Here is a 15,334-nt window from a genome sequence, read left to right as displayed (position 1 = left end):
GGGGCTTGAGCGTGCGCGACGCTGCTTCAGCCATCGAGCCAGCACCTCCCTTCTCCCGTCGGGAGAAGGTGCCACGAAGGGGCGGATGAGGGTACGGGCGCCGCTGCGTACGACGAAGACTATTGCAGGCTGGCATCGCGAGTCGCTTCGCGCCGTACCCTCACCCCAACCCCTCTCCCGACGGGAGAGGGACTTGAGCGTGCGCGACGCTGCTTCAGCCATCGAGATCTCTCCTCCCTTCTCCCATCGGGAGAAGGTGCCCCGAAGGGGCGGATGAGGGTACGGGCGCCGCTGCGTACAACGAAAGCCAGCGCTGCCCTGCATCGCGAGTCGCTTCGCGCCGTACCCTCACCCCAACCCCTCTCCCGCAGGGAGAGGGGCTTGAGATTGAGCGTGCGCGACGTTGCTTCAGCCATCGAGACCCGCCTCCCTTCTCCCATCGGGAGAAGGTGCCCCGAAGGGGCGGATGAGGGTACGGATGCCGCTGCGTACAACGAAAGCCAGCGCAGCCTTGCATCGCGAGACGCCTCGCGCCGCACCCTCACCCAAACCCCTCTCCCGGAGGGAGAGGGGCTTGAGCGTGCGCGACGCTGCTTCCGCCATCGAGACCGCATCTCCCTTCTCCCACCGGGAGAAGGTGCCCCGCAGGGGCGGATGAGGGTACGGATGCCGCCGCGTACAACGACAGCTAGTAGCAGCTAACCCTCAGCCCCACAGAACCGCGCGTAGTCGATATAGCCAGGGAACGGCCGCTCCGGCGCACACAAGGGACACTGCGGATCGGCGGACAGGCGGGTTTCGCGGAAGCGCATCGCCAGTGCGTCGAAGTGCAGCAGGCGGCCGCGCAGGGGTTCGCCGATGTCGAGCAGCAGCTTCAAGACCTCGTTGGCCTGCAGCAGCCCGACGATGCCGGGCAGCACGCCGAGCACGCCGGCGTCGGCGCAGTTCGGCGCGAATTCCGGCGGCGGCGGCTCCGGGAACAGGCAGCGGTAGCATGGCGCCTGCCCGCGCCGACGGCCGGCATCGAACACGCTGACCTGGCCTTCGAAGCGCTGCACCGCGCCGTACACCAGCGGCTTGCCCAGCTTCACGCAGGCATCGTTGAGCAGGTAGCGCGCGGGGAAGTTGTCCGAGCCGTCCAGCACCACGTCCACGTCCTGCAGCAGCCGCTCGACGTTGTCCGCGGTGACCCGCTCGCGCACCGCCTCCACGCGCACGCCCGGGTTCAACGCGCCCAGGCTCGCCGCAGCCGACTCCACCTTGGCCTGGCCGATCCGCGCGTCGCCGTGCAGGATCTGCCGCTGCAAATTGCTGCGTTCGACCACGTCGTCGTCGGCGATGCGCAACTGCCCCACCCCGGCCGCGGCCAGGTAGAAACCGGCCGGCGAGCCCAGGCCGCCGGCACCGACCAGCAGCACGCGCGCAGCCTGCAGCCGGCGCTGGCCCTCGACCCCGACTTCGGGCAGGCGCAGATGCCGCGAATAGCGGTCGAAGAAGTCTTCCTGCGCCGGTTCCAGCGCCGGCCGCTGCAGCGGCAAGCCTTCGCGCTGCCAGCGCGTGGTGCCGCCCAGCACGGAAGCGACCTGGGTGTAACCGGCCTGCTCCAGGAACAATGCGGTGTCGTGCGAACGCTTGCCGCTCTGGCAAATCAGCAGCACCTCGGTGTCGGCGCCAAGATAGGCAGCCGGGTCGGCCTGCAACTGCGCGCGGGCCACGCCCTGCGCGCCCTCGGCCATGCCGGTGACGCGCTCGTGCTCCTCGCGAATGTCGATCAGGCGCGCGCCCTGCGCCTGCCGCGCCTGCGCCTGTGCCGGGGTCAGTTCTCGAATGCCCATGCGCGCATTATCGGCGTAAACCGGTTCCGCGTCCGCTGTCGACGGCGCGGCTGAAGGAACCTCGCGACGCGCTTGCCCGGGAACGCCCCGTCCCGCTGAAACCATTCCCACAGGCATCCTGTATCCGGCTTGATGATGTTGGATGCAGGTGCTTAGGGGGTGCCCTCAGTACGGCACCACCTCGACCACGTCGCCGGCCTGGAACTGGCGTGCGCCCTCCTCCAGCCGCAGCAGCACGTCGCTGTCGGCGGCGCCGCGCAGGCGATGCGAGCCGTCCGCGGGATTCGGCTCCGCCCACAGCTGACCATGGGCGTCGCAGCGCATGCGCCCGCGCAGAAACTCCAGCCGGTCGTGGCGTTTGTCCCAGCCGGCCGCCAGCCGGGCACGCCAGGCCCGATGCGGTTCGCTGCGCCGCTGCAGCGCATCCAGCAACGGCCGCCCAATCGCCAGGAAGGTCGCCAGCACCGACACCGGATTGCCCGGGAGACCCAGGAACAGGGCGCGGTCCCACTCGCCGAACAGCAACGGCATGCCCGGGCGCATGCGCACCTTCCAGAACAGGATGCGGCCATGCTCGGCCAGCAGCCGCGGCAGGTAGTCCTTCTCGCCGGCAGAGACGCCGCCGCAGGTCAGCACCACGTCGAACGCCGAGGCGGCGTCGGCGAGCATGGCCTGGATGCGCTGCGGATCGTCCGGCAGGGTCGGCCACGCGGTCGGCGCCAGGCCGAGCAGGCGCAGTTGCGCCATCAACATGTCGCGGTTGCTGTTGTAGATCTGCCCCGGCTGCAACGGCAGGCCCGGCTCGACCAGTTCGTCGCCGGTGGCGAACACCGCCACGGTCGGCCGCGCCGCCACCATCAACTGGTCCACGCCCAAAGCCGCGGCCAGGCCGATGCGCGAAGGCGTCAACAGCATGCCGGCCTCGAGCACGCGCTCGCCGGCGCGCACGTCTTCGCCACGCGACCGCACATGCGCGCCAGCGGCGAGCCCGTCCGGCACCTGCACGAGGCCATCGCGCTCGTGCACGTTCTCCTTGATCACCACCGTATCGGCCCCGGCCGGCAGTGGCGCGCCGGTCGTGACCCGCAGGCATTCGCCGGGCGCGAGCGCCTGGTGCCGATCGGCGCCGGCGAACTGCTCGCCGGCCAGCCGCAAGTCGGTCGCCGCCCCCGGGGTCAGATCGGCATGGCGCAGCGCGAAGCCATCCATCGCGCTGTTGGCGAACGGCGGCAGGTCGATCGGCGCATCCAGCGGTTCCAGCAGGATGCGGCCATCGGCGCGCGACGCCGCCAGGCGCTCGCTGTTGACGGGACGGGCACGCGCAGCGGCAGCGACGATCGCCAGCGCGTCGGTGTAGGCGATCCGGGAGGGATAGTCGGTCATGATGGCGGCAGGATACCCGCTGCGGCCAGATCCTGCGGCGTGTTCAGATTGCCCAGCACGATCTCCGGCAGCGGCACCGGCCGCATCCGCAGGCGCTGCTGCAATGAGCGTGGCGCGTAGCGGGCGGCTGCCAGCGCCTCCTCCAGCGCCGGGCGCAGCGCGGCCAATCGGTACAGCGCCACCAGCGGCTGCGCGCCGGCGGCATCCTCGACCCAGGCGCCATCGCACTCGTCAGCGGCTGCGGCCAGCACCGCAGGCAGATCACGCGGCAACACGCAGATATCGACCGGCACGGTCAGCAGCCAGGGCGTGGCGCAGGCGGCGGCAAGCGCGTCCAGCCCGGCGATCGGTCCCAAGGAACGTTCCGCCCCGGCCGGTGCCGCGACGCGGTCCGGTACGGCCTGCAGGCCGATGGCGGCATAGCGCGGCAAGCTGCGGTTGGCGCTGACCAGCACTTGGGCGACCTGAGGCGCCAGCGCCTGCACCAGCCATTGCACCTGCGCCTGTCCATCGCGCTGCAGCCAGGCCTTGTCGCATCCGCCCAGGCGTTGCGCGCGGCCGCCGGCGAGAATGCCGAGGGTGATCGCGCGCCGCGTATCCATCGTGCGGCTACTTGCCGCGGACGTGCTTCATCAGGCGCCGCTTCTTGGCGATCTGGCGCTCGGTCAGCACGTTCTTCTTGCCTTCGTACGGATTGGCGCCTTCGCGGAACATGAAGCGCACCGGCGTGCCGACCAGCTTGAAGCGCTTGCGGAAGAAGTTCTCCAGGTAGCGCTTGTACGACTCCGGCAGCACCTTCAGGCGCGTGCCGTGGACGATGAAGGTCGGCGGATTGCTGCCGCCCGGATGCACGTAGCGCAGCTTGGAGACGTGACCGCGGATGCTCGGCGGCGGATTGCTCTCGTAGGCGATTTCCAGCGCCTGGTTGACTTCGCTGGTGCTGAACTCGCGCACCGCCGAGGCGTGCGCGCGATGGATCGCCTGAAACAGTTCGCGCATGCCCGAGCCGTGCTTGGCCGAAATGCGCACCGCCTCGGCCCAGGCCACGAAGCCGAGCTTGCGCGACAGCAGGTCTTCGGCCTGCGCACGCTGGTAGTCGCTCTGCCCGTCCCACTTGTTGATCGCCACCACCAGGGCGCGGCCGGCGTCGAGGATCGCGCCGAGCACGGTCGCGTCCTGATCGGTCACGCCCTCGCCGGCATCGAGCATCAGCACCGCGACCTGGCATTGCTCGATGGCCTGCAGCGTCTTGAACGCGCTGAACTTCTCCACCGCTTCCTCGACGCGGCCGCGGCGACGCAGGCCGGCGGTGTCGATCAGACGGTACAGGCGGCCATCGCGCTCCAGGTCCACCGCGATCGAGTCGCGGGTGGTGCCGGGCACCTCGGAGGCGATCATGCGCTCCTCGCCCAGCAGGCGATTGACCAGGGTCGACTTGCCCACGTTCGGGCGGCCGACGAAGGCGATGCGCATGCGCGCCGGATCGGTGTCCAGGGTCTCGCCGGCGCCCTCTTCCGGCAGCCGCTCCAGGACCTCGTCGAGCAGGTCGTCGATGCCGTGGCGATGCGCGGCGGAGACCGCGATGGCGTCGCCGAGGCCGTAGCGCGCGAATTCGGCGCGCACCTGGTCCTCGTCGGTGCCGTCGATCTTGTTGATCAGCAGCAGGGTCGGCCGCGCCAGCTTGCGCAGCCAGGCCAGGATCTCGTCGTCGAGCGCGGACGATCCCTCGCGACCATCGACCACGAACAGGATCAGGTCGGCCTCGCCGGCGGCGGCGCGCGCCTGCTCGGCCGTGGCGCCGGCCAGGCCTTCCTCTTCGCCGGAGATGCCGCCGGTGTCGACGATCACGAACGGGGTGTCCGGCTGCAGCCGGCATACCCCGTAGTGGCGGTCGCGGGTGACGCCGGGCTGGTCGTGGACCAGCGCGTCACGGCTGCGCGTCAGCGCATTGAACAGCGTGGACTTGCCGACATTCGGCCGTCCAACCAGGGCGACCAGCGGCAGCATCGCGACATCCTTCTCTTGTTATTGACCCAACCGGAACGCGGTCAGGTCGCCTTTCGTGTTCTGCATCAGCAGGATCCCGTCCGCGACCACCGGCTGCGCCACCAGCGGCTTGCGGCCGACCCGCTCGCGCGCGGCGAACTCGCCGTTATCGAGCCGGAGCCAGTGCAGATAGCCCTTGTAGTCGCCGACCACCGCGTAATCGCCCTGGATCGCCACGCCGGTCAGCGACCGGCGCGCCAGCCCCGGCTGCGACCACATGGCCGATCCGGAGGCCTTGTCCAGCGCCCACACGGTGCCGGCGTTGTCGGCCACCACCACGTTGCCGGAACTGACGCCGACACCGCCGGCGCCGCCATGATCGCGGTTCCACAGCGGGCGGCCGCTCGGGCCTTCCAGCGCCACGGTCTCGTTCTTGAAGCTGGTCGCATACAGCGTGGTACCGTCGAGCACCGGAGCGCCGTCGACGTCGGCCATGCGCTCCAGCTCGGTGCGGCCTTCCGGCACGCCGATGGTCTGCTCCCACAGCACGCGACCGTCCTGCATCGCCAGCGCGGCCAGCGTGCCGTCGTCGTTGCCGATGAACAGCACGCCCGGACCCGCCACCACCGGCGCATTGCCGCGCACGGTCAGGCTCGGCAGTTCCTGCGCATTGAACCAGCGCTGCTGCCCGGTCGCCGCATCGAAGGCGGTGGTGCGGCCGTCGTTGCTGCGCACGAACACCATGTTCTGCGCGATCACCGGCGCGGCGATCACTTCGTTGGGCACCTTGGCGCGCCACTTCTCGGTGCCGTTGGCGGCATCGAGCGCGATCACGGCGCCGTCCAGCGCACCGACGACCACCAGGCCGTCGCCCACGCCCGGACCACCGGCGAAACGCGGCAGCGGACGCTTCTTCTCGAGCCGCTTGCGCTCCTTGGCCTGCTGCTTCTCGTTGCGCAGGCGCTGCTTGTAGGCGGCGCGCTCGTCCTTGGACAGGTTCTTGCCGGACTCGCTCTCGACCTGGCTCTTCGGCTGGTCCTCGGCCTGCGACAGCTGCTGCTTGCGCGCCTGCTTGGCGTCGTATTCCCAAATGGTCTTGCCGGTCTGCAGATCCAGCGCGTACACCGTGCCGGAGGTCGCGGCCGCATACACCTTGCCGTCGGCGACCACCGGACGCTGGCGCACGCCGATCTGGCGCTCACCCTTGCCGGCGTCGGTGGACCACAGCTTCACCACCTTCACCGACGGGGTGAACTTCACCAGTTCGGCCGGCTCGGCGGCTTTCTTGGCGGCCGCATCCTTGCCGGCGAACCAGCCCTTGACGGTGGTGCAGCCCGACAAGGCCAGACCCAGCAGGGCCACGGTGGCGACACGCTTGAACATGACTACCTTCATCAGATCGGCTCCGCGGCATTCGGCACGCTGCCGCCCGCATCCATCAATTTCGTTTCGACCACGCGCCGCTGCGGCGAGGCCACGTCCAGGCTGGTCAGCGCCTTGGCGTACGCATCACGCGCCGCCTCGCGCTTGCCCTGCGCGATCAGCGCATCGCCGCGAATCTCCAGACCCTGCGAATCGGTGGCCGAGGCCACCAGCGCCAGCGCGTCCTGCGGCTTGCCGCCGGAAATCAGCAACCGCGCCACGCGATGGTCGACCAGCACCTTCATTTCGCCGTCCGCCTTGAGCGCGCGCAGCGTGGTCAACGCGGCATCGGACTTGCCGGCATCGACCTGCGCCTTGGCCAGGCGCAGCGCCGCCAGTTCGGCGTAGATGTTGGTCGAGCCCTGCTGCAGTTCGGCCATGTCCTTGGCTGCCTTGTCCAGCTGATTGGCCTGGATGCTCTTGAGCACCGCTTCGTAGCGGGTGTTGGCCTGGGCCAGATCGTTGGACCGCTGCTTGGTCCACCACTGCCAGCCGATGATCGCGCCAAGGCCCAGGACGATACCGCCGATCAGGCCGGCGCCGTTCTTCCTGAGCCAAGTGCGGACGCGTTCGCTTTGTTCGTGCTCGTCGAGCAGGTCGTCAATCGCCATGCGTACTCTCGCCCCGCCGCTGCGACGGGACATGAAATGTTGAAGATGAGGAACCGCGCCGCCGTCACTCGGAAGCGGGCACCACGGAACCGTCAGAGGATACCGCAAAGCGCGCCACGTTCGCGCGCCTGAACGGGGTCAGATCCACGGTACTCCCGGATTGCTGAACCTGGACCGCGGAGGCATTGCCCAGCACCACACGCCCGACCTGCCCCGGCGCATACGTGCGGGTCTCGCCGGCCTTCAGCAGTGCCTTCTCCACCGGCGTGCCGTCGGGCGCGAGGATCTGCACCCAGCTGTCGCCCTGGAACGACAGGCTCAGACTGTTCTTCTCCGGCTCTGCCGCCGGACGCGGCATCGGCGTCAGCGAAGCGATGTACGGCGCCGCGGCGCTTGGCGCCGGACGCGTGGCCGCCGGCGTGGTCGGCACCGGCGCAGCAGCACCGTTGGCCGGCGTCGCCGTCGCGGCAGCGGTCGTACCCGGCGTGCCCGGCACCACATCCAGCGAGGCGGTGCTGGGGCCGTTGTCGTCGGCGAAATGGCTACGGGTGGCGTACCACACCGGCACCGCCAGTCCGGCGGTGATCACCACGTAGACCATGCGCCGCGTGGCGCTTTCGAGCATGCGCCGCAGCGGCGGCGTATGCGTGTGGCTGATCAATTCGACCGGCTGCACCGGCGCGATCTGCGCGGTCTGCAGCAACGGCTCCAGGTCGACGCCGAGCAGGCGCGCGTAGCTGCGCAGCTGCCCGCGGACAAAGACCGGCGCGCCAAGGCGCTGCCACTGCTCCGACTCGAGTGCCTGCACCACATGCACCGGCATGCGCAGTCGGCTGCCGACGTCGTCGATGCTCAGGCCGGCCGCTTCGCGCGCCTCGCGGAGCTGTTGCCCGCAGCCTTTGGCGCCATCGAAAGCGTTCGGATTGGAATCACTGATCACAATGCACTAGCCCCGGGTGTCGTGGTCGCGGCGTCGGGAAACTCCTTGCGCAACCGCTGTTGGTAACGGCCGGCGGCAGCCTTGTCGCCCAGCCTTTGCTCAATCTGAATAGCAAGTTGTAACACGGAAGCGGTGGCAGGCGCAGCCGCCAGACGCCGCTCGGAGAAGGCCCGCGCCTCGAAAAAGCGCCCCTGCGCGACCTCGTTGCGGGCCATCGCCTCGAGTGCGTACGCGTTGTCCGGATCCAGCTCCAGCGCCTTGCGCAGGTCGCGCTCGCCACGCTCGCGCTGGCCGACCTGCAGTGCGCAGCCGCCGGCGTTGGCCAGCGCCGAGGCCGGCGTGGCGTAGTCCTGCAGCGCGAGCGCGCGGTCGAACCAGGCCAGCGACTCCGCCGGCGAGCCGTTCGCGCACAGCCAGGCACCGTAGTTGTTCAAGGTCGCGCCGTTGCTCGGCGCCAGCTCGGCGGCCTTGCGGTAGTACCCGCCGGCGGTCGCGGCATCGCCTTTGCGATCGGCGACCACCGCCAGCACGGTCAGTGCGTCGACCGAGTCGGCGTCCACTGCCAGCGCCTTGCGCGCATGCGTCTGCGCTGCGTCCAGGTCGTTGGAGGCGAGCCCGTTGGCGGCCAGGCCCAGTTGTTCCTGCAAGGCCACGCGCGACTTCACCGCGCGGCTGTCGCGGAAGGAATAATGCGGCTGCACCTGTTCGGCGGTGCGCACGGTGCCGGTTTTCGCAGCGATCCAGTTGCAGCCCGGCAAGGCCAGCACTGCGATCGCCACCACCGCGATGGAACGCACTTGGCTACGCCGCCGCATCCCGATCCGCCCGCGTCTGCAATTCGCGCTTGAACTCGGCCTGCCGGCGGGTACGGTCCATGACCTGCCCCTTGAGCTGCCCGCAGGCCGCATCGATGTCGTCGCCGCGCGTGCGCCGCACCATGGTCAGCACCTGTGCGTCCAGCAGGATCTTCTGGAATGCACGGATCTCGGTCTCGCCGGAGCGCTCGTAGCGCGTGCCCGGGAACGGATTGAACGGGATCAGGTTGACCTTGCCAGCGTTCGACGCCTGCACCGCATTGTCGAACTGGCGCATCAGCCGCGCCAGTTGCCGCGCATGCTCGGGCTGGTCGTTGATCCCCTTCATCAGGGTGTATTCGAACGTCACCGACTCGCGGCGCTTGTTGGCGCGCAGGTAGCGCGCACAGGCATCCATCAGTTCGGCGATCGGGTACTTCTTGTTGAGCGGGACCAGGGTCTCGCGCAGCGCGTCGTTGGGCGCATGCAGCGACACCGCCAGCGACACGTCGCTCTCGCTGGACAGGCGGTCGATCTGCGGCACCAGGCCCGAGGTGGACAGGGTCACGCGTTTGTTGGCCAGGCCGTAGCCCAGGTCGTCGCGCATCACGCTCATGGCGCGCACGACGTTGTCGAAATTCATCAGCGGCTCGCCCATGCCCATCATCACCACGTTGGTGAGGCGGCGCATCTGGTGCGGCACGTTGCCCAGATGCCGCGCCGCCACCCACACCTGGCCGATGATCTCGGCGGTGGAGAGGTTGCGGTTGAATCCCTGGGTGGCGGTGGAGCAGAAGGTGCAGTTGAGGCCGCAGCCGACCTGCGAGGACACGCACAGCGTGCCGCGGGTCTTGTCGGGGATGTAGACGGTCTCGATCGCGTTCTTGCCGTCCACGCCCATCGCCAGCAGCCACTTGTGGGTGCCGTCGGCGGAAGGCTTGTCGAACACGATATTGGGGACGACGACCTCGGCATGCTGCTGCAGCTTGGCGCGCAGCGCCTTGCCGAGGTCGGTCATCTGATCGAAGTCGGTGACGTAGCGGTGGTGGATCCACTTCATCACCTGGTGGGCGCGGTAACGCGCTTCGCCGAGGGTCTCGGCGAAGAAGCGCTCCAGCCCCTCGCGATCGAGGTCGAGCAGATTCTGCTTGGCCGCCGCGCCGGTCCGCACGGGATCGGCGATGGCCAAGGGAGGATGGACGACCTCGTTCACGACGACCTCGCTTAGCGCGAAACCACTTCAGTGGCGGCGAAGAAGTACGCCACTTCGTTGGCGGCGTTCTCGACCGAATCCGAGCCGTGCGCGGCGTTGGCGTCGATCGAATCGGCGAAGTCGGCGCGGATGGTGCCCGGCGCAGCGTCCTTCGGGTTGGTGGCGCCCAGCAGGTCGCGGTGCGCGGCCACGGCGTTCTCGCCTTCCAGCGCCTGGATCATCACCGGGCCGGAGATCATGAACTCGACCAGCGCGTTGAAGAACGGACGCTCGCGGTGCACGGCGTAGAAGCCCTCGGCCTCGCGGCGCGACAGCTGCTTGTACTTGGCGGCCACGACCTTCAGGCCGGCCTTCTCGAAGCGCGAGTAGATTTCGCCGATGACGTTCTTGGCGACGGCATCGGGCTTGATGATGGACAGGGTGCGCTCCAGCGCCATGGGAAGTTCTCCGTTGGGCGGGCCACTGAAGGCCCGAGGTTAACATGAAAAAAACCCGCGTCAAAACGCGGGCTTAGCCAGAATTGCGATGGACAATTCTATCCAATCGGCGCCGGCTTTGCACGGCCAGGCTGAATCGTGCTGCAAAGCAGCATGACGCGCCCACCGCCCGGGCCTAGACTCAAACAATCGTTTGATTGATTCTGGCGGCCGCATGGCAAAGCAAGCGCACTTCTCGACCAAGGACCGCATCCTCAGTGCGGCCGAGGAACTGTTCGCGCAACACGGCTTTTCCGGCACCTCGCTGCGCCAGGTCACCAGCCAGGCCGATGTCAACATCGCCGCGGTGAACTACCACTTCGGGTCCAAGGAAAACCTGGTCAACGAGGTGTTCCGGCGGCGCATGGACGAAATGACCGCCGCGCGCATGGCGCAGCTGGAAGCCGCGCAACGGCAGCATCCCGGCCAGCTCGGTCCGGTACTGGCGGCCTTCGTCGAGCCGGCCCTGGCGATGGCCCAGGAGCGGCAGAGCGGCGGCGCCTTCGTGCGGGTGATCGCCCGCGCCTATGCCGAGAACAACGACAGCCTGCGCCAGTTCCTGTCCGACCACTACGGCCATGTGCTGCGCGAGTTCGGCAAGGCCATCGCCGCCTGCGTGCCCGGGCTGAGCAAGCAGGAACTTTACTGGCGCCTGGATTTCCTGGCCGGCGCCCTGACCTACGCCATGGCCGACTTCGGCCTGATCAAGCGCCCCGCCGGCGTCAGCGAGGGCGCGCATCGTGCCCACGCCGCCCGCGAACTCATCCGTTTCGCCGAAGCCGGCTTCCTCGCCCATTCGGTTCCCTGATCCCGCAAACGTTGACCCACAGAGGCTGATCGCTATGTCCAATCCCCTGCTCGTCCGCCGTGCCGCCGTCCTGGGCGCGGGCGTGATGGGTGCGCAGATCGCTGCGCACCTGACCAACGCCGGCGTCGACACCGTGCTGTTCGACCTCCCCGCCAAGGAAGGCCCCGCCGATGGCGTGGTGCTCAAGGCGATCGCCAACCTGACCAAGCTCAGCCCGGCGCCGCTGGCCAGCACCGCGCTGGCCGAGGCCATCACCACGGCCAACTACGACTCCGGCCTGGAGCAGCTGCGCGGCTGCGACCTGATCATCGAAGCCATCGCCGAGCGCATGGACTGGAAACAGGACCTCTACAAGAAGATCGCGCCGTTCGTGGCCGACCATGCGGTGCTGGCCTCCAACACCTCCGGCCTGGGCATCAACGCCCTGTCCGACGTGCTGCCGGAACAGCTGCGCCACCGCTTCTGCGGCGTGCACTTCTTCAACCCGCCGCGCTACATGCACCTGGCCGAACTGATCCCGGCCAAGCACACCGAGCCGGCGGTGCTGGAAGGCCTGGAAAGCTTCCTGGTCACCACCCTGGGCAAGGGCGTGGTCTACGCCAAGGACACCCCGAACTTCATCGGCAACCGCATCGGCGTGTTCTCGATCCTGTCCACCATCCACCACACCGAGCAGTTCGGCCTGGGCTTCGACGAGGTCGACGGTCTCACCGGCCCGCTGGTCGGCCGTCCCAAGTCGGCGACCTACCGCACCTCCGACGTGGTCGGCCTGGACACCATGGCGCACGTCATCAAGACCATGGGCGACACCCTGCCGAACGATCCGTGGCATGCCTTCTTCAAGGCGCCGAAGTGGCTGGAGGCGCTGATCGGCAAGGGCGCGCTGGGCCAGAAGACCGGCGCCGGCATCTTCCGCAAGGTCGGCAAGGACATCGTGGTGCTGGACCTGCAGAAGCAGGACTACCGCCCGGCCGACCGCGCCGCCGCACCGGAAGTCGTCGAGATCCTGAAGATCAAGAACCCGGCCGAGAAGTTCGCCAAGCTGCGCGAGAGCCAGCATCCGCAAGCGCAGTTCCTGTGGGCGACCTTCCGCGACCTGTTCCACTACAGCGCCTACCACCTGGCCGACATCGCCGAGACCGCGCGCGACGTGGACCTGGCGATCCGCTGGGGCTACGGCTGGGCGCTGGGTCCGTTCGAGACCTGGCAGGCCGCGGGCTGGAAGCAGGTCGCGCAGTGGATCGCCGACGACATCGCCGCCGGCAAGAGCATGAGCAGCGCGCCGCTGCCGAACTGGGTGTTCGATGGCCGCGACGGCGTGCACGCCGCCGAAGGTTCGTACAGCCCGGCGCGCGACGCCAAGCTGCCGCGCTCGGCGCTGCCGGTGTACAAGCGCCAGCGCTTCCCCGATCCGCTGCTGGGCGAGAAGTTCGCACAGGGCGAGACCGTGTTCGAGAACGACGGCCTGCGCATGTGGCACGACGGCGACGACATCGCCGTGGTCAGCTTCAAGACCAAGATGAACACCGTCTCCGACCAGGTGCTGGACGGCCTTCAGGAAGCGGTGGGCCGCGCCGAGAAGGACTTCAAGGGCCTGGTGCTGTGGCAGCACAAGGAACCCTTCTCCGCCGGCGCCGACCTGGCCGGCGCGCTGGGCCTGCTGCAGGCCGGCAAGGTCGATGCGTTCGAGGCGATGGTCGCCAACTTCCAGGCCACCAGCCAGCGCATTAAGTACTCGCTGGTGCCGGTGGTCGCGGCGGTGCGCGGGCTGGCGCTCGGCGGCGGTTGCGAGTTCCAGATGCACAGCGCCAAGACCGTGGCCGCGCTGGAGAGCTACATCGGCCTGGTCGAGGCCGGCGTGGGCCTGCTGCCGGCCGGTGGCGGCCTCAAGGAGATCGCGGTGCGCGCGGCGCAGGCGGCGGGTCCGGGCGGCGACGTGTTCGCCGAGCTGAAGAAGACCTTCGAGACCGTGGCCATGGCCAAGGTTTCCACCTCGGCGGTCAACGCCAAGGAACTGGGCCTGCTGCGCGGCACCGACAAGGTGGTGTTCAACAGCTACGAATCGCTCTACATCGCCAAGGCCGAGGCGCGCGCCCTGGCCGAGGGCGGCTACCGCCCGCCGCTGCCGGCGCGACGCATCCAAGTCGCCGGCGACGTCGGCATCGCCACCTTCAAGATGCTGCTGGTCAACATGCTGGAAGGCCGCTTCATCAGCGAATACGACTACGAGATCGCCACCCGCATCGCCACCGTGCTGTGCGGCGGCGAGGTCGACCGCGGCGCGCTGGTGGACGAGGAATGGCTGCTCAAGCTCGAGCGCAAGCACTTCGTCGAACTGGCCCAGCAGGAAAAGACCCAGGCGCGCATCGGGCACATGCTGAAGACGGGCAAGCCGCTTAGGAACTGAGAATCGGGAATGGGGAATCGGGAATGGAAACGCATTCCCGGCTCCTCCTTCTACCCCTAATTTTCTGCCGGAAATAGGACTGCTGCAGATCGCGCGAATCGCTTCACGATTCCCGACTCCCCATTCCCCATTCCCGGCTTTCGGAGAAAGCCATGAGCAAACAGATCCAGGAAGCCTACATCGTCGCCGCCACCCGTACGCCGGTCGGCAAGGCGCCCAAGGGCATGTTCCGCAACACCCGTCCCGACGACATGCTGGCGCACGTGCTGCGCGCGGTGGTGGCGCAGGCACCGGGCATCGACACCTCGCGCATCGACGACGCGATCATCGGCTGCGCGATGCCCGAGGGCGAGCAAGGCATGAACGTGGCACGCATCGGCGTGCTGCTGGCCGGCCTGCCGAACTCGGTGGCCGGGCAGACCATCAACCGCTTCTGCTCCTCGGGCATCCAGGCGGTGGCGCTGGCCGCCGACCAGATCCGCCTGGGCAACGCCGACCTGATGCTGGCCGGCGGCACCGAATCGATGTCGATGGTGCCGATGATGGGCAACAAGGTCGCGCTGTCGCCGAGCGTGTTCGCCGACGACCACGTGGCCATCGCCTACGGCATGGGCATCACCGCCGAGAAGGTGGCCGAGGAATGGAAGGTGTCGCGCGAGGACCAGGATGCCTTCGCCCTCGCCTCGCACCAGAAGGCCATCGCCGCGATCGCCGCCGGCGAGTTCCGCGACGAGATCAGCCCCTACGAGATCCTCTCGCACCAGCCCGACCTGGCCGACAACGTCATCGCCCTGCGCAAGAAGCTGGTCGATACGGACGAAGGTCCGCGTCCGGACAGCTCGATCGAAGGCCTGGCCAAGCTGCGCCCGGTGTTCCGCAACGGCCAGTTCGGCGGCAGCGTCACCGCCGGCAACTCCTCGCAGATGAGCGACGGCGCCGGTGCGGTGCTGCTGGCCTCCGAGCAGGCGATCAAGGACTACGGGCTGACCCCGCTGGCCCGCTTCGTCAGCTTCTCGGTCGCCGGCGTGCGCCCGGAAGTGATGGGCATCGGCCCGATCGAGGCGATTCCGAAGGCGCTCAAGCAGGCCGGCCTGAGCAAGGACCAACTGGACTGGATCGAGCTCAACGAAGCCTTCGCCGCGCAGTCGCTGGCGGTGATCCGCGACAGCGGCCTGGATCCGTCCAAGGTGAATCCGCTGGGCGGCGCCATTGCCCTGGGCCATCCGCTCGGCGCCACCGGCGCGATCCGCACCGCGACCCTGGTGCACGGCCTGCGTCGCCACAAGCAGAAGTACGGCATGGTCACCATGTGCATCGGCACCGGCATGGGCGCCGCGGGGATCATCGAAGCGCTGTAAGCGCGCGGCGCCCTCTGCTCATCCGGCCCTGCGGGCCACCCGACGGGAGAAGGGAGCAGTACACAGCCCCTCTCCCACCGGGAGAGGGGTTGGGGTGAGGG

At 68.7% G+C, this 15,334-nt stretch carries 13 protein-coding genes; 3 read left to right on the top strand and 10 right to left on the bottom strand.

The genetic code is table 11. The features are described 5' to 3' along the window. Positions 1-698: 698 nt before the first annotated feature. From moeB to ndk, 10 genes are all read right to left on the bottom strand, one after another. A complete protein-coding gene (gene moeB / locus D588_RS0117820; RefSeq protein WP_017916937.1) occupies positions 699-1,835 on the bottom strand; it encodes a molybdopterin-synthase adenylyltransferase MoeB in 1,137 nt (378 codons plus the stop codon). 165 nt (positions 1,836-2,000) lie between these two features. Next, on the bottom strand, positions 2,001-3,218 hold the full coding sequence (gene glp, locus D588_RS0117815) for a gephyrin-like molybdotransferase Glp (RefSeq protein WP_017916936.1): 1,218 nt from the start codon (positions 3,216-3,218) through the stop codon (positions 2,001-2,003). Further along, the gene (locus D588_RS0117810; RefSeq protein WP_017916935.1) at positions 3,215-3,820 is read right to left on the bottom strand and encodes a molybdenum cofactor guanylyltransferase; all 606 of its coding nucleotides are present in this window, start codon (positions 3,818-3,820) and stop codon (positions 3,215-3,217) included. Before D588_RS0117810 ends, glp begins: the two co-directional genes overlap by 4 nt. Positions 3,821-3,827: 7 nt before the next feature. After that, a complete protein-coding gene (gene der, locus D588_RS0117805) occupies positions 3,828-5,225 on the bottom strand; it encodes a ribosome biogenesis GTPase Der (RefSeq protein WP_017910713.1) in 1,398 nt (465 codons plus the stop codon). A gap of 18 nt (positions 5,226-5,243) precedes the next feature. Then, positions 5,244-6,599 (bottom strand): outer membrane protein assembly factor BamB, encoded by a 1,356-nt coding sequence (bamB, locus tag D588_RS0117800; protein ID WP_017910712.1) that lies wholly within the window; start codon positions 6,597-6,599, stop codon positions 5,244-5,246. After that, the gene (locus D588_RS0117795; protein WP_017913736.1) at positions 6,599-7,237 is read right to left on the bottom strand and encodes a tetratricopeptide repeat protein; all 639 of its coding nucleotides are present in this window, start codon (positions 7,235-7,237) and stop codon (positions 6,599-6,601) included. Before D588_RS0117795 ends, bamB begins: the two co-directional genes overlap by 1 nt. 64 nt (positions 7,238-7,301) lie before the next feature. Further along, entirely contained in the window at positions 7,302-8,177 is an 876-nt protein-coding gene (locus D588_RS0117790) for a RodZ domain-containing protein (RefSeq protein WP_017910710.1), read from the bottom strand. Next, entirely contained in the window at positions 8,174-8,965 is a 792-nt protein-coding gene (gene pilW / locus D588_RS0117785; protein WP_026143845.1) for a type IV pilus biogenesis/stability protein PilW, read from the bottom strand. The genes D588_RS0117790 and pilW overlap by 4 nt, the downstream gene beginning before the upstream one ends. 13 nt (positions 8,966-8,978) lie before the next feature. Next, entirely contained in the window at positions 8,979-10,160 is a 1,182-nt protein-coding gene (gene rlmN, locus D588_RS0117780) for a 23S rRNA (adenine(2503)-C(2))-methyltransferase RlmN (protein WP_017910708.1), read from the bottom strand. Positions 10,161-10,195: 35 nt separating this feature from the next. Next, on the bottom strand, positions 10,196-10,621 hold the full coding sequence (gene ndk / locus D588_RS0117775) for a nucleoside-diphosphate kinase (RefSeq protein ID WP_002812972.1): 426 nt from the start codon (positions 10,619-10,621) through the stop codon (positions 10,196-10,198). Between the two features lie 214 nt (positions 10,622-10,835). Here ndk and D588_RS0117770 point away from each other — a divergent pair, with 214 nt between their 5' ends. From D588_RS0117770 to D588_RS0117760, 3 genes are all read left to right on the top strand, one after another. Continuing rightward, on the top strand, positions 10,836-11,468 hold the full coding sequence (locus tag D588_RS0117770; protein WP_017916933.1) for a TetR family transcriptional regulator: 633 nt from the start codon (positions 10,836-10,838) through the stop codon (positions 11,466-11,468). A gap of 34 nt (positions 11,469-11,502) precedes the next feature. Beyond that, on the top strand, positions 11,503-13,875 hold the full coding sequence (locus tag D588_RS0117765; protein ID WP_017916932.1) for a 3-hydroxyacyl-CoA dehydrogenase/enoyl-CoA hydratase family protein: 2,373 nt from the start codon (positions 11,503-11,505) through the stop codon (positions 13,873-13,875). Between the two features lie 152 nt (positions 13,876-14,027). After that, positions 14,028-15,233, top strand: a complete 1,206-nt coding sequence (locus D588_RS0117760) for an acetyl-CoA C-acyltransferase (RefSeq protein ID WP_017916931.1) — start codon at positions 14,028-14,030, stop codon at positions 15,231-15,233. The last annotated feature ends 101 nt before the right edge of the window (positions 15,234-15,334 follow it).

The organism is Xanthomonas sp. SHU 308 (assembly GCF_000364645.1).
Taxonomy (GTDB): domain Bacteria; phylum Pseudomonadota; class Gammaproteobacteria; order Xanthomonadales; family Xanthomonadaceae; genus Xanthomonas_A; species Xanthomonas_A sontii.
This window is presented reverse-complemented; position numbering and strand designations above follow the sequence as displayed.

Excerpts from the sequence above, each read along its gene's own strand:
- glp (WP_017916936.1), bottom strand. The coding sequence starts at position 3,218 with ATGACCGACTATCCCTCCCGGATCGCCTACACCGACGCGCTGGCGATC.
- D588_RS0117770 (WP_017916933.1), top strand. The coding sequence starts at position 10,836 with ATGGCAAAGCAAGCGCACTTCTCGACCAAGGACCGCATCCTCAGTGCG.
- D588_RS0117760 (WP_017916931.1), top strand. The coding sequence starts at position 14,028 with ATGAGCAAACAGATCCAGGAAGCCTACATCGTCGCCGCCACCCGTACG.
- ndk (WP_002812972.1), bottom strand. The coding sequence starts at position 10,621 with ATGGCGCTGGAGCGCACCCTGTCCATCATCAAGCCCGATGCCGTCGCC.
- D588_RS0117795 (WP_017913736.1), bottom strand. The coding sequence starts at position 7,237 with ATGGCGATTGACGACCTGCTCGACGAGCACGAACAAAGCGAACGCGTC.
- D588_RS0117810 (WP_017916935.1), bottom strand. The coding sequence starts at position 3,820 with ATGGATACGCGGCGCGCGATCACCCTCGGCATTCTCGCCGGCGGCCGC.
- bamB (WP_017910712.1), bottom strand. The coding sequence starts at position 6,599 with ATGAAGGTAGTCATGTTCAAGCGTGTCGCCACCGTGGCCCTGCTGGGT.
- moeB (WP_017916937.1), bottom strand. The coding sequence starts at position 1,835 with ATGGGCATTCGAGAACTGACCCCGGCACAGGCGCAGGCGCGGCAGGCG.
- der (WP_017910713.1), bottom strand. The coding sequence starts at position 5,225 with ATGCTGCCGCTGGTCGCCCTGGTTGGACGGCCGAATGTCGGCAAGTCC.
- D588_RS0117765 (WP_017916932.1), top strand. The coding sequence starts at position 11,503 with ATGTCCAATCCCCTGCTCGTCCGCCGTGCCGCCGTCCTGGGCGCGGGC.